The following is a 25,552-nucleotide window of genomic DNA, read 5'->3' as shown; positions in this document are numbered from 1 at the left end:
AGTCGTAAGCGCTTGGCCCCAGAGGCCTTGGGCACTAGACTGGCGGCCTTTTCACCCACCGATACCGATGCAGAGCCATGGCCGCCAAAGTCGAACCTTTCTGGATACGCAAAACCCTTGAGCACCTCGACCAGGAGGAGTGGGAGTCGTTGTGCGACGGCTGTGGCCTGTGCTGCCTGCAAAAGCTCGAGGACGAAGACGACAACAGCGTCTATTACACGCGGATCGCCTGCAAACTGCTCGACCTGAAAACCTGCCAATGCACCGACTACCCCAACCGTCGTGCATCGGTGCCCGACTGCATCCAGCTCACGCCGGGTCAGGCCGACCAGTTCAAATGGTTGCCGCCCACCTGTGGTTATCGCCTGGTCAGCGAACGCAAGGACCTGCCACTGTGGCACCACCTGGTCTGCGGCGACCGCGATGCCGTGCACCACGAACGCATTTCCCAGTCCGGGCGCATGCTCAGCGAAGGCAGCGTGCCGGAGGATGACTGGGAGGACTACCTGATTTTCCGCGCGGGCTGAGAAGGAGTGTGTATGAGGGGGGCAATCAAGTTGGCAGCATCTATGGTGTTGCTGACGCTGAGCACGTCTGCATGGTGCGCAAAGAAAGTCGACCTGGATTATCACGTCAAACTCTTACCCCTGAGTGATCAGGCCGAAGTGCGGGTGAGCCTGTCCAAGGGTTCGGCGGTGCGCAGTTTGAACTTCGACCTTGGCTCCGACGGTGACTACAGCGATTTCAAGGCTGACGGCCAGTGGAGCATCACCGAACATCGCGGCCTATGGCAACCCAGCGCCGACAAAGCCAGCCTGACCTACCGCGTACGCCTCACCCATGCGCGCAAGGCCGGTATCTATGAAGCGCGGATGACGCCGAGCTGGGCGCTGTTTCGCGGTGAAGACCTGGTGCCGACCGCGCGCCTCGATCAGCAGGACGGCGTTGAATTGGTCTCACGCCTGGTCTTCGAACTGCCGGCCGGCTGGAAAAGCATCGAAACCGCCTGGCCGCGCATCGGCAAGAACACATTCCGTATCGACAACGTCTCCCGCCTGTTCGACCGGCCCACCGGCTGGATGCTCGCCGGCAACCTCGGTAGCCGCCGTGTGCGTTTGGGCGAGACGGAAGTGACCGTGGCTTCGCCCAAGGGCCAGGCCATGCGCCGGATGGATGTGTTGACGTTGCTGACATTCGTTTGGCCCCAAGTGGAGGCGGCTTTCCCACGGCATCCGACCAAGCTGCTGGTGGTGGGCGCCAGCGACCCGATGCGCCGTGGCGCGTTCTCGGCGCGGGACTCGATCTACCTCAGCAGCCGCACGCCGCTGGTCAGCGAAAACGGCAGCAGCCCGTTGTTACGCGAAGTGGTACAGGCGGTCGGGCGTTTCAATGACCACGACACCAGTGACTGGATCAGCGAAGGACTGGCCGAGTATTACGCCATTGAGCTGATGCGTCGGGCCGGTGGCATCACCGACGAGCGCTATCAGGCAATACAGGCGCGATTGGCAAAGGAAGGTAAGGGCGTGACCAGCCTGCGCGGCGAGCACGTCAGTGGCGCGACGGTGTCGCGGGCGGTGGTGGTGTTGCAGGAACTGGACCGCGAGATCCGCGTGAAGACTCATAACAAGCGGTCGCTGGATGACCTCGCGCAAGCGGTGATGCGGGCCAACCGCATCACCACCGCGGAGTTCGTGCAGCTGGCCGAGAGCATTATCGGCGAGCCCTCAGTGGTGCTGGATTCCAAACTGCTGCGCTGATCCTAAGCCCGCTCCCACAGTTTGATCTCCATCACATGGAAGATCAGACTGAGGTTTTAACCGCCTTCTCAGCCGCCACTTCCGCCTTGGTCTTCAAGTTCTGTAGCTCTGCCCCGGCACGTTCGATCTTCGTCCGCACGGTGTTCATCTCCTGACGACCTTGCGCCAGCTTGTCCTTGAGCGAACTGTGCCCGGTAACACCCCGCACCAGCGCCACACCGCCGATCGCCACCTGAATCAAGCCGAAAATCCCGCCACGGCGCAGGCCTTTGCCCACCATCATCACGCCACCGGCCACCGAGCCGATGCGCTCCCAGCCGTGCACGTTTTGCTGCGGCTGCGTTTCAAACGGGGTGTGCTCGATGATAGGTCGCAAGGTTTTGCTGTCGCTCATGATCTGTCTCCAACGAGGGCTAGTGATAAATAGCTGACTGCCCGCAGGTGCCGGATGTTCCGAAAATATCAGTATTTGGGGCCCGAACGGGTGTTGTTGCCCTTGGCCAAGCGGTCATAGAGCACCACGTTGACGGTGGCGGCGAGGTTCATGCAGCCGGTGGTCGGGATGTAGATCACGTCTTCGCACCAGTCGCGGATCTCTTTGTCGAGGGAGCCGTCTTCCGGGCCGAAGATGTACAGCGCGCGGTCAGGGTGGGTGTATTCGGGCAGGGGGCGAGCGCCTTCCACCAGCTCCACGGCGACGGGGATGCAGCCCAGGGGCAGGATCTTTTTCAGGTCATCGATGCCGATCAGCGGAATGTCGTGGTGGACCTTCTTGGTGTCGGTGATGAAGTCCCGCGCGCGCTCGTAACGCACGCCGGTGTAAAACACCGAGGCCACGCCGTAGCAGCCGGCGGCACGCATGACCGAACCGACGTTTTCGGGGGATTTGGGGTTATACAGACCGATGCAGCTGTAGCGTTTATTGCCCACGGGGAAGGGTGCCTTGGAGGAAAACGGCGATTATACGGCCTTGGAGTGATGCCGTGGTTGGCCGATCGCCTTCGCGAGCAAGCCCGCTCTCACATTTGAATGTGTTCACAGACCAAAAGTGTGGGAGCTGGCTTGCCTGCGATGAGGCCGGTACAGCCGACGAAGGCCTTCAGTCGTCCTTCTTCATCAGACCGGCCAACGCCGCAAACGGATTATGCGTGGCCTTGGCAATCGTCGGGCTGCTGGTGGAGCCGTCGCCGAAGTATTGCTGGTCGGTATAGCGCGAGTGTTCGTTGTCGTGGCAATACAGGCACAGCAACTCCCAGTTGGAACCGTCCTGGGGATTGTCATCATGATTGTGGTTGCGGTGGTGTACGGTCAGCTCACTCAGGCGTTTGCCGGAGAACTCACGGGCGCAGCGGCCGCACACGTGGGGGTACATCTTCAAGGCTTTGTCGCGGTAGCCCATTTCCCGGTCGCGCTGGGCATCGGCAAGGATGCGATCCAGCTTGGCGGTGTGGGAGGGCGGGTTGGTCGAGCTCATCATGGCTCCTGGCTATTTGATGGTTCACGGATAGGGTTGATTCTAGCCGCTCGCGTTGCAAATAACCGCTTCACTTTATCGATAAGGATCTGAAACTCATGCGTCTGCATTCATGGACTGTTGCACTGTTGCTGTGTGGGCTCACGGCCCAAGCCCAAGCGTTCTCTACCCCTCAGCCCGGTCAGGTGATCGAGGTGGCCCTGGAGCAATTGCACCCGACCCAGGCCGTGGTGGGTTTCGATCAGATCTACTACAGCCTTGGCCTGTTCGCCGATAAACCCAACAAGGTCTTCGATGAATACTGCGAAACCAACGGCCAGGGCGAGGCCGACAACGTGCCCAAGGGCGCGGACCTGCAAAAGCCGGCGAGCTTCACCTGCAAGGATCCGGTGGGCACTCATCCTGACGACATGAAAACCGTGGTAGTCGGCCCCGGCGGCCAGTTGTACCTGACCGACGGTCACCACAGCTTCACCACCTTGTGGGAAGCGCCCGGCGGCGGACCTCGCCTGAACATGTGGGTCAGGGTCACCGACGACTTCAGCAACAGCCCGACCATGGCCAACTTCTGGCAGCGCATGGAGGCCGCGCGCAAGGTCTGGCTCAAGGACAATCAGGGCCAGACCCTGCCGCCCGAGCAGTTGCCGGCGCACCTGGGCTTCAAGAACCTGCAGGACGACACCTTCCGCAGCCTGGTGTATTTCACCCGCAAGGCCGCGTATGGCAAACCTGATGCTGGCGAGATCGCGCCGGAGTTCCTGGAGTTCTATTGGGGCAACTGGCTGCGCACGCAAATTGATCTGGGCAAGTACAACCTGAACAAGAAGGCTGGCTACAAGGACGCGATAGAAGCCGTCGCCAAGCGCATGGTCAGCCTGGCCCCGGGCTCACCGGTCGGCGACAGCGGTTTCACCGCCCATCAACTGGGCGGCATGACGACGCTGGACCGCGATGAATTGGAGAAAACGTTCGACAAAAAAGTGCCGTACGTGATCGATTACCGTAATTCCCAACAATAGCGCAGATCAACAATGTGGGAGCGGGCTTGCTGGCGAATGCGGTGTTTCAGTCACTGATGTGCTGAATGACACACCGCATTCGCGAGCAAGCCCGCTCCCACATTAGACCTGCAGTGTGATCAGCCCTTGAGCTTCTCCGCAATCCAGATGGTGTGCCGTGTGCCCTTGTTGCCGTGGGCAAACACCTGCACTTCCTCGGCCTTGAAACCGGCCTTGCGCAGTTTGTCGCTGAACAGCTTGTCGGCGCTGGCTGACCACACGGCCAGCACGCCTTTGGGGCGCAGGGCCTTGGCGCAGGCGGCCAGGCCAGCGGCCGAGTAGAGCCAACTGTTGGCCTTTTGCGTGAGGCCTTCGGGGCCGTTGTCCACGTCCAGCATGATTGCGTCAAAGCCCTGGGGCTCGGCTTGCAGCACCTTGGCCACGTCTTCCATGCGGATCACCGTGCGCGGGTCCAGCAACGGTCGGCCGGATTTTTCGCCCAGCGGCCCCCGGTTCCATTCCACGACGCCCGGCACCAGTTCTGCGACGACCACTTCAGCGCTCTTGCCCAAGTGCTTGAGGGCTGACGCCAGGGTAAAGCCCATGCCCAAGCCACCAATCAATACCCGTGAGCCGGGGCGCCCAGCGACTTTGCGGCAGGGGATTTCCGCCAGCGCATCTTCAGAGCCGTGCATGCGCGTGTTCATCAACTGGCCACCGTCGCCGCCCTGGATCTTGATGACGAAATCTTCACCGTATTCGAACAGGCACAAGGCACCGCCGTTATCGGGGATCGGGGTGGTGTCCAGCAGAACGAAACGTTTCATGGGAATCTCATTGGGAAGGGCATTCTTGCGCGGTTGGGAGTAGCCTTACGATATTCCGGTCAGGCCATGGAGCCATCGATGAAGTGCAGCATTCTAACGGTCATTGTGTTGAGCGCGCTCGCCTCAGGTGCGGCGCAGGCTCAGGAGTTGCAAACCGTACCGGTCGCGCCCGCCCCAACCCCAGGCGCGCCGGGCACTCCGACGCCGACGTTATACCCGCAAGTCACCCCGCCCGCCGTGCCCAAGACCAATGGCTCGCCACCCTTGGTGCCTATCGTGCTGCCAACGCCACCCAAGGACCAGACGGTGCCGGGCCTGCAAAATGACAGCAAGCCGAAGACGCCTGGCGGTTAGATCTGTTGCGAGAGTAATTGCCCGTCGGCCATGCGCAGGCGCTTGGACAGGGCGATAGCTATCGCGCGGATGATCTTGGCGGCGACCCTGGGCGCCTCGTTGAGCATCTTTTCCAGGGAGTCCTTGCCCAGGTTCAGCAGCACGCAGTCACTGGCCGCTACGCAACTGGCGGAACGCCGCTCGCCGTCGAGTACGGCCATCTCGCCAAAGGCCCGGCCGCTGCGCAGGGTCGCGATGGTCAGGCGCTGACCTTCGTGGTTGGTTTTCTGCACCGCCACCTGGCCGCTGTGGAGGATGCACATGAAGGTGCCGGCATCGCCCTCAAGGAAAATCACCTCATCGCGGGCAATGCTGCTGATATTGAAATAGCCGGCGGCGACATGAAAGTCTTCCGGCAACAGCGGGTCGAACAGGCCGCAATCCATAAGCATGTCGCGGATTTCGGTTTGTAAAGAAGAACTCATGAGTGTCGGTAATGCCATGGCAGCAATCTTGATCCATCAATCAGTAGGCAGTCCTGTGTTCAGACAGAACCGCCCCGCTAAGTTCCTTAAACCAGCCCCAGCGCCTTGAACACAAAGCCATATTCGAGTGCTACGTCACGTAATCCCTGGTAACGACCGCTCATGCCACCGTGGCCGGCGCCCAGTTCGGTCTTGAGCAACAGAAGGTTGTCGTCGGTCTTGGTGTCGCGCAACTTGGCCACCCACTTGGCGGCTTCCCAATATTGCACGCGGCTGTCGTTGTAGCCGGCGATCACCAGCAGGTGCGGGTAGCCCTGGGCGCGAACGTTTTCGTAGGGCGCATAGGCCTTGATGCGTGCGTAGACGTCCGGCTCTTCAGGGTTGCCCCACTCGTCGTACTCGGTGATGGTCAACGGCAGTTCCGGGTCGAGCATGGTGTTGAGCACGTCGACGAAGGGCACTTCGGCAATCGCCGCCTGGAACAGCTCAGGGCGCTGATTGAGCACCGCGCCGATCAACAGGCCACCGGCACTGCCGCCGCTGATGGCCAGTTGCTTGGAGGTGGTCAGACCCTCGGCGATCAGGTGTTCGGCACAGGCGATAAAGTCACTGAACGTGTTCTGTTTGTGCGCCTGCTTGCCATTGCGGTACCAGGCTTCACCCAACTCCCCGCCGCCACGCACGTGGGCAATGGCAAACGCCACGCCACGCTCCAGCAGGCTCAGGCGTGCGTGGGAGAACCACGGGTCCAGGCTCGAACCGTAGGCGCCATAGCCGTACAGATACAGTGGCGTGGCTTTACCCAACTGGTCGCGCTTGACCACCAGGCTGATCGGCACCTGGGTGCCATCCGCCGAGGTGGCCCACAGCCGTTGGCTCACGTAATCGTCGGCGTTGAACACGCCGAGTACCGGGGTTTCCTTGAGCACCTGTTGCGCGCCGCTGGCCAGTTCCAACTGACGAACCTGGGCCGGGCGGTTCAGGGCTTCATAGCGCAGGCGGATCTTGTCGCTGACAAACTCCAGGCTGTTCTGTACGTAGAGGCTGTAGGCGGCGTCAGGTAATTCCACGCGATAGGCCGGCAAGCCCTGTGGATGCACTTCGATCACCGGCAGGCCACCGATGCGCAGGCTCAGGGTCATGGCGTGGGTGTTGAGGCTCACGCCGTCGAGCATCACCTCGTCGCTGTGGGGGATCAGGTTCTGCCACTCAGCTTCGGTCGGCACATCGCCAATGTCGGTCGCCACGAACAGAGCGTAGTTGATGCCATCGCGGTTGCTGCGGATAAACCAGGTCCACGCGCCATTCAGCTGGCCGTGATCGACATCGTATTCGTGGTCCTCGACCCGTGGCGCCAGGCACGTAAAGTCCAGCTGCGGCTGATCGGCGTCCAGGGCCCAGACTTCGCTGGTGGTCTTGCTGCCCAGTGACAGCAGCAGCTGGCGCTCGGAGCTGGAACGGTAGCAATGCAGGAAGAAGCGTCCGTCCGGCTCATGGAACACTTCCTGCGCTGCCGTGCCGTCCAGGCGATAGCGATACAGTTTGTGCGGGCGGTGGGTGTCGTCCAGCTCGCCGAAGAACAGGGTCAGGCTGTCGTTGGCCCAGGTCATGGTGCCGTCGCAGTGTTCAAACTCCAGTTCGCTGACTTTACCGGTGGCCAATTCCTTCACGTAGAGGGTGTAGATCTCTTCACCGCTGGTATCGAGGCTGTAGGCCAGGCGCTGGTGGTCGGGGCTGATACTGAAGGCGCCAAGGGAGAAGAAGCCACCATTGGCTAGCTCGTTCGGGTCCAGCAGCAATTCTTCGCTGCTGTCATCCACCTGGTTGCTGTCGTCGGCCGGGCGACGGCAGCGGTAGTGGCGGGCGTATTCGTCACCGGCGGTGGTGCGGGTGTAATACAAATACGGGCCCCACGGCGAAGGCAACGACAGATCGGTTTCGAGAATGCGGCCCTTGATCTCCTCGAACAGGGTTTCGCGCAGCGCTGCCTGGTCGGCGAGCTGGGCTTCCTGCCAGGCGTTTTCAGCCTTGAGGTAATCGAGCACCTCAGCACTGTCGCGCACTTGCAGCCAGGCGTACGGGTCTGGGCCTTGGGCCTTGCGGGCAATCGGAGCGGTCGATACGGGCATGGGATTATTCTCTATCGGGCGGACGGTGGCAGGCATTGCAGCCGCGACACGCAAAAGCCGTTATCATAGCCGCCTGTTTGCCAACCTTGCCATGGACACCATGACCGAGAACGACTATCTGATCGCTTGGGGCCTTTACGCCTTCGCCGCTTTGGGCTGCCTGTTGGTGTGGTGGCGCATGACCCGCTGGATCTGGCGCTGGCTGCGCGAGCCGCTGCTATTGCTGATGGCGGTGCTGCTCTTCAGCCCGACCATTGTCGACCCGGTCAAGACCCAGTTCGCGCCGGCCGTGGCGATCACGGCCCTGGACCTGGTGCTCAAGGTCGGCAACAACGCCTGGCGGGCCATTTCCGATCTGTTCATGTACACCATGATCGCCTTTGGCGTGTACCTGGTGTTTGCGCTGATCCGCTGGCCCATCGAACGGGCCGCCAACGCCCGCCGTGAGCGCAAGGCCGCTGCTGATGCCGCCCTGGCCGCCGAGCCGGATCAAGATGACGATGACGTGCCTATGCGGCGTCCTGCGCCGGTGAGCGGTATGCGCGTCGAACCGCGCCTTTAACGTTGTCCGCCCTGCTGCGAGAGCCCTGGCATGTGTGAATTATTGGGCATGAGTGCCAACGTCCCCACCGATATCGTGTTCAGCTTCACCGGGCTGATGCAGCGCGGTGGGCGCACCGGTCCGCACCGTGACGGTTGGGGCATCGCCTTCTACGAAGGCCGTGGCCTGCGCCTGTTCCAGGACCCGGCCGCCAGCAGTGAATCGGAAGTCGCGCTGCTGGTGCAGCGTTACCCGATCAAAAGTGAAGTGGTGATTGGTCATATCCGCCAGGCCAACGTCGGCAAGGTCAGTTTGGCCAACACTCACCCGTTCGTTCGCGAACTGTGGGGCCGTAACTGGTGCTTTGCCCACAACGGCCAACTGGCCGACTTCACCCCACGCGCCACTTTCTACCGCCCGGTGGGCGATACCGACAGCGAAGCGGCCTTCTGCGATTTGCTCAACCGTGTGCGCGAAGCCTTCCCTGAGCCGGTGGACATTGAAGACGTCCTGCCGGACCTGATCGCCGCCTGTGCCGAATACCGCAGCAAAGGTGTGTTCAACTGCCTGCTCAGCGACGGCGACTGGCTGTTTTGCTATTGCTCGACCAAATTGGCCCAGATCACCCGTCGCGCCCCGTTTGGTCCGGCACGCTTGAAAGATGTCGACGTGATCGTCGATTTTCAGGCCGAAACCACGCCTAATGACGTGGTGACCGTGATTGCCACCGAACCTTTGACCGATAACGAAAACTGGACCCGCTACGAACCGGGCCAATGGAGCCTGTGGCGACGCGGTGAATGCGTCAGCCAGGGCATCACCGAGTAAGGATATCGACCATGTTGCTCAGTTATCTGCGGTTGGTGCTGTTTGCGATTGGCCTGTTGGTCGGCGTGCAAGTGCCGGGCTTCATCAACGACTACGCCAAGCGCGTCGAAGCTCATTTGATCGAGGCCCAGACCGGTCTCAGTGGGTTTGAGACCACTGCCCGGCAGTTCTTCAACGGTGACTTGAAGGCGTTGGTCGCGCACTACCGCGCCAGCGATGACCCGGTGTTCCAGAGTGACGCCAACAGCCTGGGCGCCATGCTGGATCGCCAGGTGGCGTTGGACAAGCAATTCCAGGCCATGCAAGGCCCGTGGTACATCCGCGCCCTGCAAGTGGCGGTGGCGGCGGACCCGGATATCCGCCAGGAAACCTGGAACGGCTACAGCTACCAGATCCTGCTCACGCCTGAGGCCATGGGCTGGGGGTTGGGCGGGGCGATGCTGTTGTCGTTTGGCATCGAATGCCTGTTCCGCCTGATCGACTGGGTCGTGCTGGGCGGCAAGCGCCTGCGCCAGAGCCGGCCGATCGAAGAGCGCGACCTGAAAGGTTTGTAAACCATACGCAGATCCAACTGTGGGAGCGGGCTTGCTCGCGAATGCGGTAGATCAGTCACAATATCTTTGACTGACACGCCGCATTCGCGAGCAAGCCCGCTCCCACATGTTTAATCCGGTTTCCTCAGTAAGGTTGGTGTGCTCAGTACCATCCGCTCTTCACCGACTTCTTCGGCATACCGCGCCACCACCTTCTGGCACAACCCCACAATCTCCTCCACCAACTCCACCCCCACGCGCCACGACACCACCACCTGCAAGTTCGGCAGTTTCTGCGCCATCGGCAACATCACCAATTCCCCACGCGCCAGTTCTTCGCTGACCAGCACCGGCGGCAGCGCGCCTATACCGAAACCATCGCGCAGCAAGCGGGTGATGGCCGATACTGAATTCACGCAGTTCATCCGTGGCGCGGCCACGCCGTTGGCTTGCATCAGGCTGATGACGTCCTGGTGCGGGTGGGAGTTTTTCGAGTAGGTGATGATGCGTTCCTGGGCCAGTTCTGCGAGGGAGGCGTAGTCACGGTTGTAGATCGACTGGCTGGCGACGATCCAGGCCATGGGGTGGCTGGCCAATTCCAGGCTGCGTACGGTTTCGAGGCGCACCAGGTCGGTTTGCAGGATCAGGTCGAGGAAGCCTTTTTGCAGCTGATCGCTGAGGTTCAGCGCGGTATCGGCGACCAATTCGATTTCTACCAGGGGGAAGTGGTCCATCAGTTCCGCCACCAGCGGGCTGAGCCAGGTGTGGATAACCGTGTCCATCGCGCCTATCCGAATGCGCCCGACCTTGCTGCTGGTGGTCTCCAGGGACTGTTTCAGGCCCTGCATGGTCACCATCATCTGCTCGGCATAATCGAGCACTTTCAAACCCTCAGGGGTCAGGCTCACGCCGCGTGAGTCGCGTAGAAACAACTTCACCCCCAGTTCGCTTTCCAGCACCGCGATACGGCTGGAGATCGACGCCTGGGTGGTGAACAACTTCTCGGCGGTCAGGCGGAAACTCTTGAGCTTGGCTACCCAGACGAAGGTTTCGAGGAACTTCAAATTCATGGGATCAACTTTTTCTTATGCATGGATCGGTTTTTATTAGTTGGACGCCGTACCGGGCCAGCGCCAAAAATCGAGCCATTCCACGATAAGCGCCGTTGGGGTGTCAGGACAAGTTGCGAGTTCTGCGTAAATAATCCCACACTACAAAAAAATAAAGCCTACAGGAGCGACAGTCCGTGAGCCGTCTTTTACTCAATTGCGATATTGGCGAAAGCTTTGGCAACTGGACCATGGGTCTGGACGCCGAGGTCATGCCGTTCATTGATTGCGCCAACGTGGCGTGCGGTTTCCATGCCGGCGACCCGAGCATCATGCGCAAGACGGTCAGCCTGGCGTTCAAACAGGGTGTGCAAGTCGGTGCGCACCCGGCGTATCAGGACCTGCAAGGCTTTGGCCGTCGCTCGATGGCCTACACCCCTCAGGAAATCCAGGATCTGTTGCACTATCAGATCGGTGCCCTCGACGGCATCTGCCGGGCACAAGGCGGGCGTGTCAGCTACGTGAAGCCTCACGGAGCGATGTACAACGACATGATGGCCAACCCCGCACAGTTGCGTGCGGTGATGCAGGCCGTGGCCGCCTACGGCGACCTGCCACTGATGCTGCTCGCCACGCGCGACAACAGCGCGGCCCAGGCCTTGGGCGACGAATACGGTGTAACCCTGTGGTTCGAAGCCTTCGCCGACCGGGCCTACGATAACAAGGGCCACCTGGTCTCGCGCCAGTTGCCCGGCGCGGTGCACCACGATTCCGACACCATCCTGCAGCAAGCCCTGACCATTTCCCGGGGTGAACCGCTCACCGCCAGCGACGGCAGCCCGTTGGTCCTGCAGGCCAATACCTTGTGCGTACACGGCGACAACGCCAGCTCGGTCGCCGCCGTGCAACGCATCTGCGAGGCATTGAAGCCAGCATGAAGCCTCGGATTGAAGTGGTGGCCATCGACTGCCTGATGGTGCGCCTATTTGATGCAATCGCCGAAGCCAACATGCCGTGGATGCTTGCCGCCACCCAGCGCTTGCGCAGCGATTTTGGTGCGGCCTTGGTGGACCTGGTGCCGTCCTACACCACGTTGATGGTGCATTACGACCTGACGGCATTGAGCCCGGCCCAGGCGCGGGAGTTGATCGACCTGGCCCTCACCGACCTGCAGCCACAGGCCCAAGGCAGTGGCCAGTGCCATGTGCTGCCGGTGTGGTACGACCTGAGCGTCGGCCCCGAACTGACCCTGCTTAGCCAGCGCAGTGGCCTGTCGGTGGATGAAGTGATCCGCCGCCACAGCGCCCACGAATACCAGGTGTTTGCCCTCGGCTTCGCCCCCGGCTTTGCCTTTATGGGCCTGGTGGATGAAAGACTCGCCGCGCCACGTCTGAACACCCCACGCAAACGCGTGGCGGCCGGCAGTGTCGGCATCGCCGAACGGCAAACCGCCGCTTACCCGGTGGTCTCGCCGGGCGGCTGGAACCTGATAGGCCGCACCCCGGCCCGACTCTTTGACCGCGAGCGCGAGGGCTACAGCCTGATGCAGCCTGGTGACACGGTGCGCTTCGAGCCCGTCGATCACGCTCAATTCATCACATTAGGTGGCGATGACACGCCGTTGGAGGCGCAGGCATGAGCCGCTTGATCATTGAGGCCAGCACGCCGCTGTGCCTGTTGCAGGACGGCGGCCGTTTTGGCGTGCGTCACCTTGGCGTGACCCAGGGCGGAGCGCTGGACTGGGTGTCGATGTCCTGGGCCAACTGGCTGCTGGGCAATGCGCTGGACGCGCCGGTGGTGGAAATCACCCTGGGCGGTTTTACCGTGCAAGCCGACGATTATTGCCTGCTGGCCCTGGCCGGAGCGGACTTGGGCGCGTACATCGACGAACGCCCCATCAGCCCCGGCCGCAGTTTCATCCTGCAAAAGGGCCAGCGCCTGCGTTTCACCCAGCCATTCAAGGGGGCGCGGGCCTATCTGGCCGCGCCGGGCGGCTTTGATGCGCCGGATGTGCTGGGCAGTTGCGCCACCGTTGTGCGCGAGGAACTGGGCGGGGTGGACGGCTTTGGCAAGGCATTGGCCGAAGGCGGGCGCTTGGCGTATTCCGGCACAGGCGGCGCAATGAAGGTTCTCAGCGATTTAACCCTGCCAACCAAAGCACCGTTGGACGTGATTGTCGGCGCACAAATCGGCCAGTTCAGTGGGCAAAGCCTGTTCGATGCATTCAACACAGAGTGGGCCCTCGACAGCCGCGCCGACCGCATGGGCATGCGTTTGTTGGGCACGCCGTTGCAGTATCAGGGGCCGTCGTTGATCTCCGAAGGCATTCCGTTGGGGGCGATCCAAGTGCCGCCGGATGGGCAGCCGATTGTGTTGCTCAATGATCGGCAGACCATCGGTGGCTACCCGCGTCTGGGGGCACTGACGCCTCTGTCGCTGGCGCGGCTGGCGCAATGCCTGCCAGGAGAGAAAGTACGCTTGACGCCAGTGGTGCAGGAGACGGCGCATCGTCAGCAACTTGAATGTCTACGCCAGTTCATTTGACCGCTGAGGCAGTGGGACACTCGCAGAGATATCCCACACTACCTGAGTCCTTTGCCGTATTGGTTTGCAAGGTGGCGCATGGAAGTCTTGAGGGTGCATTCACTATCAGGATTCAACATGCGCTACATGAAGATCTACGCACACGACGTGCTCGATAACGATGTACCCGATGTGGTCACACTTGAGTTTCACGACGACACCTGCACGCCGACGCTTGTTCATCAAGCCACGACGTTCGATATCACTGATGACGGGCAGTTGGACTGGGTGATCGCCGATGATGTGAATCAGGACGGCGTCGTCGATGCTGTCGACCGTGCACAAGCGATTGAGCTGGCCCAACTGTTTCTTGAGTTCAATTGGTTCAGTCTCGACGAACCTTTCGATAAATATTTGAAAGTATTTGCCCGAGATTTTGATGGTAATGGCGTTCCTGACACCGTGCGGCTGCATTTTCATCAAGGCGAGGGCGCACCGACCGATGAGAGTATTGCCTACACCGCAGCGATTTATGCCGATGGAAATGGCCTTGCCGGCGTTTCGATCAACCAGGACGTCAACAATGACCGTAAGGTCGACAGAAAGGACGCCGAGCTGGTCAAACAGTTTTCCGCGCTGTTCCTGAAGTGCGGCTGGATCGACGCTGGGACCGCTTGATGGCAGACCTGTAGCCGCAGCGTGCGGCTACAGGGAGCAGGCTACTTCGACAAGAAGCGCATCCCTTCTTCCAACCCGCGCAGGGTCAGCGGATACATCTGATCTTCCACCAACTCCCGCACAATCCCGGTCGACGCTGTATACCCCCAAGTGTCCTTCGGATACGGGTTAATCCAGATCAGCTTCTTGTACTTGGCCATGAAGCGCTGCATCCACACATACCCCGGCTCTTCATTCCAGTGCTCGACGCTGCCGCCGGCCTGGGTGATTTCATACGGCGCCATCGACGCATCGCCGATAAAAATCACTTTGTAGTCCGCACCGTACTTGTGCAGCACGTCCTGGGTGGAAGTACGTTCCGAGGTGCGGCGCTGGTTGTTCTTCCACACTGATTCGTACACGAAATTGTGAAAGTAGAAGTACTCCAGGTGCTTGAACTCGGTCTTGCACGCCGAGAACAGCTCTTCGCAGATCTTCACGTGGGCATCCATCGAGCCGCCGATGTCAAACAGCAACAGCAGCTTGATGGTGTTGCGCCGCTCGGGGCGCATCTGAATATTCAGCAACCCGGCGTCGCGGGCGGTGTGGTCGATGGTGCCGTCGATGTCCAGCTCTTCGGCCGCACCCTGGCGTGCGAATTTGCGCAGGCGACGCAGGGCGACCTTGATGTTGCGCGTGCCCAGTTCCACCTGATCGTCGAGGTTCTTGTACTCGCGCTGGTCCCACACCTTCACGGCCTTGCCCTGACGCTTGCCGGCATCACCGACACGGATGCCTTCCGGGTTGTAGCCGCCGGAACCGAACGGGCTGGTGCCGCCGGTGCCGATCCACTTGTTGCCGCCGGCATGGCGTTCTTTCTGTTCTTCCAGGCGTTTCTTGAAGGCTTCGATCAGCTTGTCGAGGCCGCCAAGGGACTGGATCTGCGCGCGTTCTTCATCGCTCAGCGAACGTTCGAATTCCTTGCGCAACCAGTCTTCGGGGATCAGCGCCTGCAAATGGTCATCGAGTTTTTCCAGGCCGTTGAAGTAGGCGCCGAACGCCCGGTCGAACTTGTCGAAATGCCGCTCGTCCTTCACCAATATCGCCCGGGCCAAGTAGTAAAACTCGTCCATGTCGGCGAAGGTCACGCGCTGTTTCAGCGCGTTGATCAGGTCGAGCAGCTCGCGCACCGACACCGGCACCTTGGCGGCGCGCATCTCGTTGAACAGGTTGAGCAACATCAGCGATTACCGCGACGGCTCATGAACGCCAGACGCTCCAGCAACTGTACGTCCTGCTCGTTCTTGACCAGCGCACCGGCCAGCGGTGGGATGGCTTTGGTCGGGTCGCGTTCGCGCAGCACGGCTTCGCCGATGTTGTCGGCCATCAGCAGCTTGAGCCAGTCGACCAACTCCGAGGTGGAGGGCTTTTTCTTCAGGCCCGGCACTTTGCGTACGTCAAAGAACACGTCCAGCGCTTCGCTGACCAGGTCTTTCTTGATGTCGGGGTAATGCACATCGACGATTTTTTGCAGGGTGGTGCGGTCGGGGAAGGCGATGTAGTGAAAGAAACAGCGGCGCAGGAACGCGTCCGGCAGCTCTTTTTCGTTATTGGAGGTAATGATGATGATCGGGCGTTTCTTGGCCTTGATGGTCTCGTCGATTTCGTAGACGTAGAACTCCATCTTGTCGAGTTCCTGCAGCAGGTCGTTGGGGAACTCGATGTCGGCCTTGTCGATTTCATCGATCAACAGGATCACCCGCTCCTCGGATTCGAACGCTTCCCAGAGCTTGCCCTTCTTCAGGTAATTGCGCACGTCATGCACCTTGTCCACGCCCAGTTGCGAGTCGCGCAGGCGGCTGACCGCGTCGTACTCGTACAGCCCTTGGTGGGCCTTGGTGGTGGACTTGATGTGCCAGGTGATCAGCTTGGCGCCGAAGGACTCTGCCAATTGCTCGGCGAGCATCGTCTTGCCGGTGCCAGGCTCGCCCTTGACCAGCAACGGCCGCTCCAGGGTAATGGCGGCGTTGACGGCCAGTTTCAGGTCATCGGTAGCCACATAGGCCTGGGTGCCTTCGAACTTCATCGGTGTCTCCTCGCATTCATCAATGCCCGGACTATACCGCGCAGCCCCGGCGACTGTGAACGCAGGCGGCTTATTCAGTCTCTGAATGACCAGTCACCTTCAGTCCGCCGAGGGCTTGGGTTGTTCATAGCGGGCATTGAACGCCTGGATGAACCCGTTGCGCAAAATCGCCAAAAATGCGGAAAACGCGCTGACATTTTGCTGGTGCACGCTGCCACTGAGTTCAACGCGGGTGGCAAACTGGTTTTTCGCCTGATTTTTCAACACGGTTTCGCTGGCGCCGACCACGGCCTCCCAGATCGAGCGGAAGATGTTTTTGTCTTTGTTTTCCACATCCTGTTGCCAATCGAACACTTCTACATCGCGCATCAGCGGTTTGATGTAGCCGGTCAACTGACCTTTTTCCGCCTGGGCTTCGATCACCACGTCGCCGGTGCCGGCCTTGAAGTCGAATTTGCCGTAGGCCGACGCGAAGTCATTCATGCGCTTGAGCTGCAAGTCTTTGGCGCGGAAACGGAATTCGAAATTCTCGAAATCACTCAGCGGGTCGAACGTGGCGGTCGCTTCCAGCGGTGCCTGGCCCTGAAGCAGCGCCTTGCCCTCAAAGCGGGCGTCTCGCTTGCCTTTGATGTCGACCACGTTGGTCAGGTTGTAGAAGCTCGCGTTGACGTCCGTGGCGTTGATGTTGACCGGTGGTTTGGAGTTGAAGTTGTGAAAGGCGATCTTGCCGTCTTCGATGCGCACTTCGTCGAGTGTGATGGGCGCCAGCTTGCTCAACTGCTCGCGCCAGTCGGTGCCTTTACCGGTCTGGGACGCCTGCTGGTTGGCGCCGCCGTCGACGAAGTTCACTTCAGGCTGGATAAACAGCACCTTGGCCACCACCGCATGGTCGTACCACAGTGAATGCCAGCTCACCGCCAGGTCGACCAACGGCGCCTTGACGAACGGTACGGGCACTTTACCGTCGACCTTGATGATCTCCAGGCCGTTGATCCGGTAGGCACCGCGCCACAGGGCCAGGTCCACGTCGGTCACCTGGCCACGGTAGTCGCCCATGTTGGCGAGCTTGTCATTCAAGTAGTTACGCACCAGATAGGGCAGGGCGATGCTCAAGGCGACCAGTAGCACCAGTATTCCGGCAACGGTCCATAGTGGCCAGCTGTAGCGACGTTTCATGGGGAGGTCCTCTGTCCGTATAGGAGGTGGACTGTTGCGAGGGGCGCAACGTTCCTCCGACTGGACGCTTCGCGGCACGAGGCATACCCTTGTTGCCTTCCTGAAGACTGCCCAATAGGACCCGTCATGAGCCGCATCTTTGCAGACAACGCGCACTCCATCGGTAACACGCCCCTGGTTCAGATCAACCGGATCGCACCGCGTGGCGTGACCATCCTGGCCAAGATCGAAGGGCGTAACCCAGGCTACTCGGTGAAATGCCGCATTGGCGCAAACATGATCTGGGACGCTGAAAGCACCGGCAAACTCAAACCGGGCATGACCATTGTCGAACCCACCTCCGGCAACACCGGTATTGGCCTGGCGTTTGTCGCTGCGGCCCGTGGCTATAAGTTGCTGCTGACCATGCCGGCCTCCATGAGCATCGAGCGGCGCAAGGTGCTCAAGGCCCTCGGCGCCGAATTGGTGCTGACCGAGCCGGCCAAGGGCATGAAGGGCGCGATCGAAAAAGCCGGCGAAATCGTCGCCAGCGACCCGGCCACTTACTTCATGCCGGCTCAGTTCGAAAACCCGGCCAACCCGGCCATCCATGAGAAAACCACTGGTCCGGAAATCTGGAACGACACCGACGGCGCCGTGGATGTGCTGGTCGCGGGCGTGGGCACTGGCGGCACCATCACCGGTGTTTCACGCTATATCAAGAACATCGCGGGCAAGCCGATCCTGTCGGTGGCCGTCGAGCCGATCGCATCGCCAGTGATCACCCAGGCGCTGGCCGGTGAAGAGATCAAGCCCAGCCCGCACAAGATCCAGGGTATTGGCGCCGGTTTCGTACCGAAGAACCTCGATCTATCGATGGTCGACCGCGTGGAGCTGGTGACCGACGACGAATCCAAGGCCATGGCTCTGCGCCTGATGCAGGAAGAAGGGATTCTGTGCGGTATCTCCTGTGGCGCCGCGATGGCTGTGGCAGTGCGCCTGGCCGAGAAACCGGAGATGCAGGGCAAGACCATCGTAGTGATTCTGCCCGACTCCGGTGAGCGCTACCTGTCGAGCATGCTGTTCAGCGATTTGTTTACCGAGCAAGAAAACCAGGCTTGATTTGAGTCAGCGCCGAACACCCGGGCCTTCTGCATAATGGCCCAACTGTTTATCATGGCCGGCTGCTACGTCTGCTGTTGGCCAGGCGCTTATTTCCAGGAGTTGCTGCATGACCTTTTCTTTGGCCGCCAAGCTGTCGGTGCTGGCGTTGTTTATCGGCAGCACGTTGTATGTGCACCTGCGCGGCAAGGCGCGTTTGCCGATGTTGCGCCAGTTCGTTAACCATTCGGCGCTGTTCGCCCCCTATAACGCCCTGATGTACCTGTTTTCGGCGGTGCCGTCCAAGCCGTACCTGGACCGCAGCAAATTCCCGGAACTGGATGTGCTCAAGGACAACTGGGAAGTGATCCGCGAAGAGGCCATGCACCTGTTCGACGAGGGTTACATCCGTGCGGCCGAAAAGAACAACGACGCCGGTTTCGGCTCGTTCTTCAAGAAGGGCTGGAAGCGTTTCTACCTCAAGTGGTACGACAAACCCCTGCCATCGGCGCAGGCGCTGTGTCCGAAAACCGTGGCGTTGGTGAGCAGCATTCCTAACGTGAAAGGCGCGATGTTCGCGCTGTTGCCGGGCGGCAGCCACCTCAACCCGCACCGCGACCCGTTTGCCGGTTCCCTGCGTTATCACTTGGGCCTGTCCACGCCGAACTCCGACGCCTGTCGTATCTTTGTCGATGGCGAGGAGTACGCCTGGCGCGACGGTGACGACGTGATGTTCGACGAAACCTACGTGCACTGGGTCAAGAACGAGACTGAGCAGACCCGTGTGATTCTGTTCTGTGACATCGAGCGTCCGCTGAGCAACCGCGTGATGACCCGTATCAACCGTTGGGTCAGCAAGCAGTTGGGGCGCGCGACTGCGCCGCAGAACCTGGATGACGAGCGTGTGGGCGGGATCAACCAGGCGTATGCCTGGAGCAAGACGTTCAGCGACAAGTTCAGCGGTGTGGTCAAGCAGTGGAAGCGCAAGCATCCGAAGGCTTACCGCATTGCGCGGCCAGTGCTGGCCGTAGTGGTGCTGGTGCTGCTGTGGAAGTGGCTGTTCGGCTGACAGGCACTGCGTAAAAAAGCGCTGTATCTCGCGATGCAGCGCTTTTTTTATGCCTGAAATGCGACCAAAACTGTGGGAGCTGGCTTGCCTGCGATAGCGGTGTGTCAGTTGCAGATAGGCTGGCTGACCCGCCGCCATCGCAGGCAAGCCAGCTCCCACATTAGATCTCCATTGTTTTAGAGAGCCTCTTAGGACGCGATCAGTTGGCGCAGCACGTAGTGCAGGATGCCCCCCGACTTGAAGTACTCCACTTCATTGAGCGTATCGATCCGGCACAGCACTTCGACCTTCTCGGTACCGCCATCCTCCCGCGTAATCACCAGCGTCAGGTTCATCCGTGGCACGATCTCCACGTCGGTCAGCCCAAGAATGTCGATCTTCTCCTTACCCGTCAGCTTGAGCGACTTGCGGTTCTGATCCAGCTTGAACTGCAACGGCAGCACACCCATGCCCACCAGGTTGGAGCGGTGAATCCGCTCGAAACTCTCGGCGATCACCGCCTTGACGCCCAGCAGGTTGGTACCCTTGGCCGCCCAGTCACGGCTTGAGCCGGTGCCATATTCCTGGCCGGCCACCACCACCAGCGGCGTGCCTGAGGCCTGGTATTTCATCGAGGCGTCGTAGATTGGCATTTTCTCGCCGGTGGGGATGTACAGCGTATTGCCGCCTTCCTCACCGCCGACCATCTCATTGCGGATACGGATGTTGGCAAAAGTGCCGCGCATCATCACTTCATGGTTGCCGCGGCGTGAACCGTAGGAGTTGAAGTCGCGCGGTTCCACGCCTTGTTCGCGCAGGTAGCGGCCGGCGGGGCTGTCGGTCTTGATGTTGCCGGCCGGGGAGATGTGGTCGGTGGTGACCGAGTCTCCCAGCAACGCCAGCACATTCGCGCCCTTGACGTCCTTGATCACCGGCAGAGGCCCGGCAATGTCGTCGAAGAACGGCGGGTGCTGGATGTAGGTGGAGTCTTTCTGCCACACGTAGGTCGCAGCTTGTGGCACTTCAATCGCTTGCCACTGCTCGTCACCGGCAAACACTTCAGCGTATTCCTTGTGGAACATGCCTGTCGTGACTTGAGCAACGGCGTCGGCGATTTCCTGGCTGGTGGGCCAGATGTCCTTGAGGTACACCGGATGACCGTGCTGATCGTTGCCCAACGGTTCGCTGCTGATATCGATGCGCACGGTGCCCGCCAAGGCGTAGGCCACCACCAGCGGCGGCGACGCCAGCCAGTTGGTTTTCACCAGCGGGTGCACGCGGCCTTCAAAGTTGCGGTTACCCGACAGCACCGAAGCCACGGCAAGATCGGCCTTCTGGATGGCTTTCTCGATCGGCTCGGGCAGCGGACCCGAGTTACCGATGCAGGTGGTGCAGCCGTAACCCACCAGGTCGAAGCCCAGCTTGTCCAGGTACTGGGTAAGGCCCGCTGCCTTGTAGTAGTCGGTGACCACTTTGGAGCCTGGGGCCAGGGAGGTTTTAACCCAAGGTTTGCGCGTCAGGCCCTTTTCCACGGCCTTTTTCGCCAGCAGCCCGGCCGCCATCATCACGCTGGGGTTGGAGGTGTTGGTGCAGGAGGTGATTGCAGCGATCACCACCGCGCCGTTTTTCAGGCGATAGGTCTGGCCGTCGTATTCATAGTCGGTTTCGCCCACCAGGTCGGCATTGCCCACGGCAACCCCGCCGCCGCCTTCGCTTTCCAGGCGGCCCTCTTCCTTGTTGGTGGGTTTGAATTGCAGGTCGAGGAAGTCGCTGAAGGCCTGCCCGACATTCGGCAGGGCGACACGGTCCTGTGGGCGTTTTGGTCCGGCCAGGCTGGCTTCGACGCTGCCCATGTCCAGGGCCAGGCTGTCGGTGAACACCGGCTCCTGGCCGGCGTTGCGCCACAGGCCTTGGGCCTTGGTGTAAGCCTCGACCAGCTTGACGGTTTCGGTTGGACGGCCGGAAAGGCGCAAGTAGTCCAGCGTCACCTCGTCCACCGGGAAAAAGCCGCAGGTGGCGCCATATTCCGGGGCCATGTTGGCGATGGTGGCGCGGTCGGCCAAGGGCAGGTCGGCCAGGCCGTCGCCATAGAATTCGACGAATTTACCCACGACGCCTTTTTTGCGCAGCATCTGGGTCACGGTCAGCACCAAGTCAGTGGCGGTGATGCCTTCCTTCAATTTGCCCGTGAGCTTGAAGCCGATCACTTCCGGGATCAGCATCGACACCGGTTGGCCAAGCATCGCCGCTTCTGCCTCGATCCCGCCCACGCCCCAGCCGAGTACGCCGAGGCCGTTGATCATGGTGGTGTGGGAATCGGTGCCGACCAGGGTGTCTGGGAAGGCGTAGGTGCGGCCGTCCTCGTCTTTGGTCCAGACCGTGCGGCCGAGGTATTCGAGGTTGACCTGGTGGCAAATGCCCGTGCCCGGTGGCACCACGCTGAAGTTGTCAAAGGCGCTCTGGCCCCAGCGCAGGAAGGCGTAGCGTTCGCCGTTGCGCTGCATTTCGATGTCGACGTTCTGCTCGAAAGCGCCGGTGGTGCCAAACTTGTCGACCATCACCGAGTGGTCAATCACCAGGTCTACGGGGGACAGCGGGTTGATGCGCTGCGGGTCGCCCCCGGCCTTGGCCACGGCGGCGCGCATGGCGGCCAGGTCGACCACGGCGGGTACGCCGGTAAAGTCTTGCATCAATACGCGGGCGGGGCGGTACTGGATCTCACGGTCGGACTGGCGTTCCTTGAGCCAGGCGGCAATGGCCTTGAGGTCGGCGCCGGTGACAGTCTTGTTGTCTTCCCAGCGCAGCAGGTTTTCCAGCAGCACCTTGAGTGACATCGGCAGCTTGTCCAGGTCACCCAGGCTCTTGGCGGCTTCGGGCAGGCTGAAGTAGTGGTAGGTTTTACTGTCTATTTCAAGGGTCTTAAGGGTTCTCAGGCTATCAAGCGATGACATGACACGACTCCTTATGGTCCGCACGGCTACGGACCTGACGGGACGAACAGAGCTATCAACTTAGCCCTGTTTTCATTAGCAGGCTAATAACTGGACTCTATCGTTAAGTCCAAGGTTCCGAACTCGGCTATCATGCGCGCGTTTTCATGACAGGACTTGCGCTACAGCAAGCCCAGTTGCCAGGAGATTCAATGAACACCCTTTTTATGCACTGCCGCCCGGGTTTTGAAGGCGAAGTCTGTTCCGAGATCGCGGAGCACGCCGCGCGCCTGAACGTTTCCGGCTACGCCAAGGCCAAGACCGGCAGCGCCTGCGCCGAATTTGTCTGCACCGAAGAAGACGGCGCCCAGCGCCTGATGCACGGCCAGCGTTTTGCCGAGCTGATCTTTCCACGGCAGTGGGCGCGCGGAGTGTTCATCGACCTGCCGGAAACCGACCGGATCAGCGTGATCCTCGCCCACCTGCGCGAATTCCCGGTGTGTGGCAGCCTGTGGCTGGAGATGGTCGACACCAACGACGGCAAGGAACTGTCGAACTTCTGCAAAAAATTCGAAGTGCACCTGCGCAAAGCCCTGTTGAACGCCGGCAAACTGGTGGACGACCCGAGCAAACCGCGCCTGCTGCTGACCTTCAAGAGCGGCCGCGAAGTGTTCATGGGCCTAGCCGAATCGAACAACTCGGCGATGTGGCCGATGGGCATCCCGCGCCTCAAGTTCCCCCGTGAAGCGCCGAGCCGTTCCACCCTCAAGCTGGAAGAGGCCTGGCACCACTTCATCCCCCGCGACCAGTGGGACGAGCGTCTGCACGGCGACATGACCGGTGTCGACCTCGGCGCAGCGCCCGGCGGCTGGACCTGGCAACTGGTCAACCGCGGCATGCTGGTGACGGCCATCGACAACGGGCCGATGGCTGAAAGCCTGATGGACACTGGTCTGGTGCAGCATTTGATGGCCGACGGTTTTACCTTCGTCCCCAAGCAGCCGGTGGACTGGATGGTCTGCGATATCGTCGAAAAGCCGGCGCGTAACGCGGCGTTGCTCGAAACCTGGATCGGCGAGGGGTATTGCCGCGAGGCGGTGGTGAACCTGAAGCTGCCGATGAAACAGCGCTACGCCGAGGTGAAGCGCCTGCTGGAGCGTATCGAAGACGGCTTCAAGGCACGCGGCATCCGCGTGGAGATCGGCTGCAAGCAGCTGTACCACGACCGTGAGGAAGTGACCTGCCATTTGCGTCGGTTGGTGGATGTGAAGAAAACCAAGGCCCGCTGAGCCCTTGAGGTGATCACAGGGCCCATGGGGGAGCGAGCTTGCTCGCGAAAGCGGTATAACTGTCGAAATTTATGGTGAATGTGCCCGCGTCTTCGCGCTCCCACAGGAGATCGGGTTAGTTTCAGGAGTGAAGTATGAGTCATGCAGAAGAACTGCCCGTCGACGGCACCTTGGACGCCACCGGCCTCAACTGCCCGGAGCCGGTGATGATGCTGCACCAGCACATCCGCGACCTGCCACCAGGCGGTTTGCTCAAGGTGATCGCGACCGACCCGTCCACGCGCCGCGATATCCCCAAGTTCTGCGTGTTCCTTGACCACGAGCTGGTGGATCAGCAGGAGCAGGCCGGTACATACCTGTACTGGATCCGCAAAAAAGCCGACTGATCACACGATCGATTCAGCCCCGTGCTTTATCGGCGCGAATGCGCCGGCGTGCGCTGCGCGCCAGGCGCACCAGCAACATTCCTGCGGCACAGCTCAGGCCCACGATCAGCCCTTGCCATAAGCCGCTTGGGCCGCTTGGCTCGCCCAGCCAGTTTGTCAGCCCCAGGGCATAACCCACCGGCAGGCCTACGCCCCAATAGGCGAACAAGGTCAGTACCATGGTCACGCGTGTGTCTTGGTAGCCGCGCAGTGCACCGGCGGCCGTGACTTGGATCGAGTCGCTGAACTGGAACAGTGCCGAGAACACGATCAGCATCGAAGCCAAGTGAATGACGACCGGGTCTGGTGTGTAGATCGCCGCGATCTGCTCGCGAAACAGCAGCATCAGGCTGCAGGACAGGCAGGCGTAGGCCAGCGCCGTGCCCATGCCGACGCCAGCCGCGAAGCGCGCTTCACGCGGTTCGCCACGCCCGAGGGCCTGGCCGACCCGCACGGTGACGGCCATGCTCAGGGAGTAGGGGATCATGAACACCAGCGAGCTGACGTTCAGCGCGATCTGATGGCCTGAGACCACGGTGGCGCCCAGGCTGCCAATCAGCAGGGCAATCACCGCGAAGATGCTCGATTCGGCAAAGATCGCGATGCCGATGGGCAGGCCGATGCTCAATACACGCTTGATCACCGCCCATTGCGGCCAGTCGAAACGCTTGAACAGTTCGCTGCTCTGGTAAGCCGGGCCCCAGCGGGTCCAGACGGCCAGGCCGAGCATCATCACCCACATCGCAATGGCTGTGGCCCAGCCGCAACCGACGCCGCCCATGGCCGGCACACCCAGGTGGCCGTAGATGAAGATGTAGTTCAGCGGGATATTCAATGCCAGGCCACACAGGCCCATCACCATGCTCGGCCGCGTGCGGCCCAGGCCGTCACTGAAACAGCGCAGCACGTAATACAGCGCAATGGCCGGCATGCCAGCGGCGATGCCGTGCAAGTAGCCCATTGAGGGCTCGATCAGGTCCGGCTCCACGTTCATCACATGCAGGATCGGTTCGGCGCACAGCAGCAACAGCGATGCAGTGATGCCGACCACCACTGCCAGCCACAAGGATTGACGCACCAGCGGCCCGATCTCACTGAACTGGCCGGCCCCGTAGCGCTGCGCGACTTTGGGCGTGGTGGCCAGTAGCGTGCCGGTCATCAGCAGGTACACCGGGATCCAGATCGAGTTGCCCAGGCCCACGGCCGCCAGGTCCTGAGGGCTGACGCGCCCGGCCATCACCGCATCGACAAAGCTCATCGCGGTCGTCGCCAGTTGGCCGATCATGATCGGCAAGGCGAGCGTCAACAGGCCGCGCACTTCCCGGCTGATGCGGGCGGGACGGGTGAGGGTGGCGGTAGCAGTGTTCACGTACAGGTGTCC

At 61.0% G+C, this 25,552-nt stretch carries 27 protein-coding genes; 15 read left to right on the top strand and 12 right to left on the bottom strand.

Going from position 1 to position 25,552, the window contains the following annotated elements; translation table 11 throughout:
• Positions 1-77: 77 nt before the first annotated feature.
• Both BMZ57_RS25855 and BMZ57_RS25850 read left to right on the top strand, forming a co-directional pair.
• On the top strand, positions 78-527 hold the full coding sequence (locus BMZ57_RS25855) for a YcgN family cysteine cluster protein (RefSeq protein ID WP_003172524.1): 450 nt from the start codon (positions 78-80) through the stop codon (positions 525-527).
• Positions 528-539: 12 nt separating this feature from the next.
• On the top strand, positions 540-1,760 hold the full coding sequence (locus tag BMZ57_RS25850; RefSeq protein WP_029529208.1) for a hypothetical protein: 1,221 nt from the start codon (positions 540-542) through the stop codon (positions 1,758-1,760).
• Between the two features lie 43 nt (positions 1,761-1,803).
• On the opposite strand, the gene BMZ57_RS25845 is transcribed toward BMZ57_RS25850, so the two are convergent.
• From BMZ57_RS25845 to BMZ57_RS25835, 3 genes are all read right to left on the bottom strand, one after another.
• On the bottom strand, positions 1,804-2,154 hold the full coding sequence (locus BMZ57_RS25845) for a YgaP family membrane protein (RefSeq protein ID WP_021491006.1): 351 nt from the start codon (positions 2,152-2,154) through the stop codon (positions 1,804-1,806).
• A 68-nt stretch (positions 2,155-2,222) separates the two neighbouring features.
• The gene (locus tag BMZ57_RS25840) at positions 2,223-2,690 is read right to left on the bottom strand and encodes an RNA methyltransferase (RefSeq protein ID WP_010212123.1); all 468 of its coding nucleotides are present in this window, start codon (positions 2,688-2,690) and stop codon (positions 2,223-2,225) included.
• Positions 2,691-2,859: 169 nt separating this feature from the next.
• Positions 2,860-3,234, bottom strand: coding sequence for a YajD family HNH nuclease (locus BMZ57_RS25835; RefSeq protein WP_010212122.1), 375 nt, complete (start codon positions 3,232-3,234; stop codon positions 2,860-2,862).
• A gap of 98 nt (positions 3,235-3,332) precedes the next feature.
• Here BMZ57_RS25835 and BMZ57_RS25830 point away from each other — a divergent pair, with 98 nt between their 5' ends.
• Entirely contained in the window at positions 3,333-4,253 is a 921-nt protein-coding gene (locus BMZ57_RS25830) for a ParB/Srx family N-terminal domain-containing protein (protein ID WP_010212121.1), read from the top strand.
• Between the two features lie 119 nt (positions 4,254-4,372).
• Here the strand turns inward: BMZ57_RS25830 and BMZ57_RS25825 are convergent, their stop codons facing one another.
• Positions 4,373-5,059, bottom strand: coding sequence for a spermine/spermidine synthase domain-containing protein (locus tag BMZ57_RS25825; RefSeq protein ID WP_010212120.1), 687 nt, complete (start codon positions 5,057-5,059; stop codon positions 4,373-4,375).
• 78 nt (positions 5,060-5,137) lie between these two features.
• Between BMZ57_RS25825 and BMZ57_RS25820 the strand changes: the two genes are divergently transcribed.
• Entirely contained in the window at positions 5,138-5,413 is a 276-nt protein-coding gene (locus tag BMZ57_RS25820) for a hypothetical protein (RefSeq protein ID WP_010212119.1), read from the top strand.
• Here the strand turns inward: BMZ57_RS25820 and BMZ57_RS25815 are convergent.
• Positions 5,410-5,895 (bottom strand): cyclic nucleotide-binding domain-containing protein, encoded by a 486-nt coding sequence (locus BMZ57_RS25815; protein WP_021491003.1) that lies wholly within the window; start codon positions 5,893-5,895, stop codon positions 5,410-5,412. The two genes, BMZ57_RS25820 and BMZ57_RS25815, sit on opposite strands and share 4 nt — an antisense overlap.
• A 68-nt stretch (positions 5,896-5,963) precedes the next feature.
• Positions 5,964-8,006 (bottom strand): S9 family peptidase, encoded by a 2,043-nt coding sequence (locus tag BMZ57_RS25810; RefSeq protein ID WP_069673300.1) that lies wholly within the window; start codon positions 8,004-8,006, stop codon positions 5,964-5,966.
• A gap of 25 nt (positions 8,007-8,031) precedes the next feature.
• Here BMZ57_RS25810 and BMZ57_RS25805 point away from each other — a divergent pair, with 25 nt between their 5' ends.
• Genes BMZ57_RS25805 through BMZ57_RS25795 form a run of 3 tightly spaced genes read left to right on the top strand, consistent with a single transcriptional unit; the run spans position 8,032 to position 9,929 of the window.
• Positions 8,032-8,568 (top strand): hypothetical protein, encoded by a 537-nt coding sequence (locus tag BMZ57_RS25805; protein ID WP_010212114.1) that lies wholly within the window; start codon positions 8,032-8,034, stop codon positions 8,566-8,568.
• Between the two features lie 30 nt (positions 8,569-8,598).
• On the top strand, positions 8,599-9,375 hold the full coding sequence (locus tag BMZ57_RS25800; RefSeq protein WP_010212112.1) for a class II glutamine amidotransferase: 777 nt from the start codon (positions 8,599-8,601) through the stop codon (positions 9,373-9,375).
• A gap of 11 nt (positions 9,376-9,386) precedes the next feature.
• Entirely contained in the window at positions 9,387-9,929 is a 543-nt protein-coding gene (locus BMZ57_RS25795) for a DUF2937 family protein (RefSeq protein WP_010212110.1), read from the top strand.
• Positions 9,930-10,039: 110 nt separating this feature from the next.
• Here the strand turns inward: BMZ57_RS25795 and BMZ57_RS25790 are convergent, their stop codons facing one another.
• Positions 10,040-10,978, bottom strand: coding sequence for a LysR family transcriptional regulator (locus BMZ57_RS25790; protein ID WP_010212109.1), 939 nt, complete (start codon positions 10,976-10,978; stop codon positions 10,040-10,042).
• A gap of 176 nt (positions 10,979-11,154) precedes the next feature.
• Between BMZ57_RS25790 and BMZ57_RS25785 the strand changes: the two genes are divergently transcribed.
• The 4 genes from BMZ57_RS25785 (at position 11,155) to BMZ57_RS25770 (ending at position 14,158) form a co-directional block, all read left to right on the top strand.
• Positions 11,155-11,895: a 5-oxoprolinase subunit PxpA gene (locus BMZ57_RS25785; RefSeq protein ID WP_010212107.1), complete on the top strand. Its 741-nt coding sequence runs from the start codon at positions 11,155-11,157 to the stop codon at positions 11,893-11,895.
• Positions 11,892-12,596 (top strand): 5-oxoprolinase subunit PxpB, encoded by a 705-nt coding sequence (gene pxpB, locus BMZ57_RS25780; RefSeq protein WP_010212105.1) that lies wholly within the window; start codon positions 11,892-11,894, stop codon positions 12,594-12,596. The genes BMZ57_RS25785 and pxpB overlap by 4 nt, the downstream gene beginning before the upstream one ends.
• Positions 12,593-13,501 carry a 5-oxoprolinase subunit C family protein gene (locus BMZ57_RS25775; protein WP_044286831.1) on the top strand — a complete coding sequence of 303 codons (909 nt, stop codon included), beginning with the start codon at positions 12,593-12,595 and terminating at the stop codon, positions 13,499-13,501. The genes pxpB and BMZ57_RS25775 overlap by 4 nt, the downstream gene beginning before the upstream one ends.
• A gap of 117 nt (positions 13,502-13,618) precedes the next feature.
• On the top strand, positions 13,619-14,158 hold the full coding sequence (locus BMZ57_RS25770; RefSeq protein WP_010212102.1) for a hypothetical protein: 540 nt from the start codon (positions 13,619-13,621) through the stop codon (positions 14,156-14,158).
• A 41-nt stretch (positions 14,159-14,199) separates the two neighbouring features.
• On the opposite strand, the gene BMZ57_RS25765 is transcribed toward BMZ57_RS25770, so the two are convergent.
• From BMZ57_RS25765 to BMZ57_RS25755, 3 genes are all read right to left on the bottom strand, one after another.
• A complete protein-coding gene (locus tag BMZ57_RS25765) occupies positions 14,200-15,378 on the bottom strand; it encodes a vWA domain-containing protein (RefSeq protein ID WP_010212101.1) in 1,179 nt (392 codons plus the stop codon).
• The gene (locus BMZ57_RS25760; protein WP_003210690.1) at positions 15,378-16,223 is read right to left on the bottom strand and encodes an AAA family ATPase; all 846 of its coding nucleotides are present in this window, start codon (positions 16,221-16,223) and stop codon (positions 15,378-15,380) included. The genes BMZ57_RS25765 and BMZ57_RS25760 overlap by 1 nt, the downstream gene beginning before the upstream one ends.
• A gap of 99 nt (positions 16,224-16,322) precedes the next feature.
• Entirely contained in the window at positions 16,323-17,399 is a 1,077-nt protein-coding gene (locus BMZ57_RS25755) for a DUF748 domain-containing protein (RefSeq protein ID WP_069673299.1), read from the bottom strand.
• A gap of 126 nt (positions 17,400-17,525) precedes the next feature.
• On the opposite strand from BMZ57_RS25755, the gene cysK reads away from it, so the two are divergent.
• Together cysK and BMZ57_RS25745 are read left to right on the top strand one after the other, a co-directional pair.
• Complete coding sequence (cysK, locus tag BMZ57_RS25750; protein ID WP_044286832.1) at positions 17,526-18,500, top strand: cysteine synthase A; 975 nt, start codon at positions 17,526-17,528, stop codon at positions 18,498-18,500.
• 109 nt (positions 18,501-18,609) lie between these two features.
• The gene (locus tag BMZ57_RS25745) at positions 18,610-19,548 is read left to right on the top strand and encodes an aspartyl/asparaginyl beta-hydroxylase domain-containing protein (protein ID WP_045791195.1); all 939 of its coding nucleotides are present in this window, start codon (positions 18,610-18,612) and stop codon (positions 19,546-19,548) included.
• A gap of 188 nt (positions 19,549-19,736) precedes the next feature.
• Here the strand turns inward: BMZ57_RS25745 and acnA are convergent, their stop codons facing one another.
• Entirely contained in the window at positions 19,737-22,478 is a 2,742-nt protein-coding gene (gene acnA / locus BMZ57_RS25740) for an aconitate hydratase AcnA (protein WP_069673298.1), read from the bottom strand.
• A gap of 191 nt (positions 22,479-22,669) precedes the next feature.
• Here acnA and rlmM point away from each other — a divergent pair, with 191 nt between their 5' ends.
• On the top strand, positions 22,670-23,746 hold the full coding sequence (rlmM, locus tag BMZ57_RS25735) for a 23S rRNA (cytidine(2498)-2'-O)-methyltransferase RlmM (RefSeq protein WP_021490997.1): 1,077 nt from the start codon (positions 22,670-22,672) through the stop codon (positions 23,744-23,746).
• A 134-nt stretch (positions 23,747-23,880) separates the two neighbouring features.
• Entirely contained in the window at positions 23,881-24,132 is a 252-nt protein-coding gene (gene tusA, locus BMZ57_RS25730; protein WP_010212093.1) for a sulfurtransferase TusA, read from the top strand.
• A gap of 13 nt (positions 24,133-24,145) precedes the next feature.
• Here tusA and BMZ57_RS25725 read toward each other — a convergent pair whose 3' ends face one another.
• Entirely contained in the window at positions 24,146-25,540 is a 1,395-nt protein-coding gene (locus tag BMZ57_RS25725; RefSeq protein ID WP_021490996.1) for an MATE family efflux transporter, read from the bottom strand.
• Between the last annotated feature and the right edge of the window lie 12 nt (positions 25,541-25,552).

Origin of the sequence: Pseudomonas simiae, from assembly GCF_900111895.1 — a bacterium.
GTDB classification, from domain to species: domain Bacteria; phylum Pseudomonadota; class Gammaproteobacteria; order Pseudomonadales; family Pseudomonadaceae; genus Aquipseudomonas; species Aquipseudomonas simiae.
Note: the sequence above shows the minus strand (reverse complement) of the source record. Positions and strands in the feature narration are given on the sequence as shown.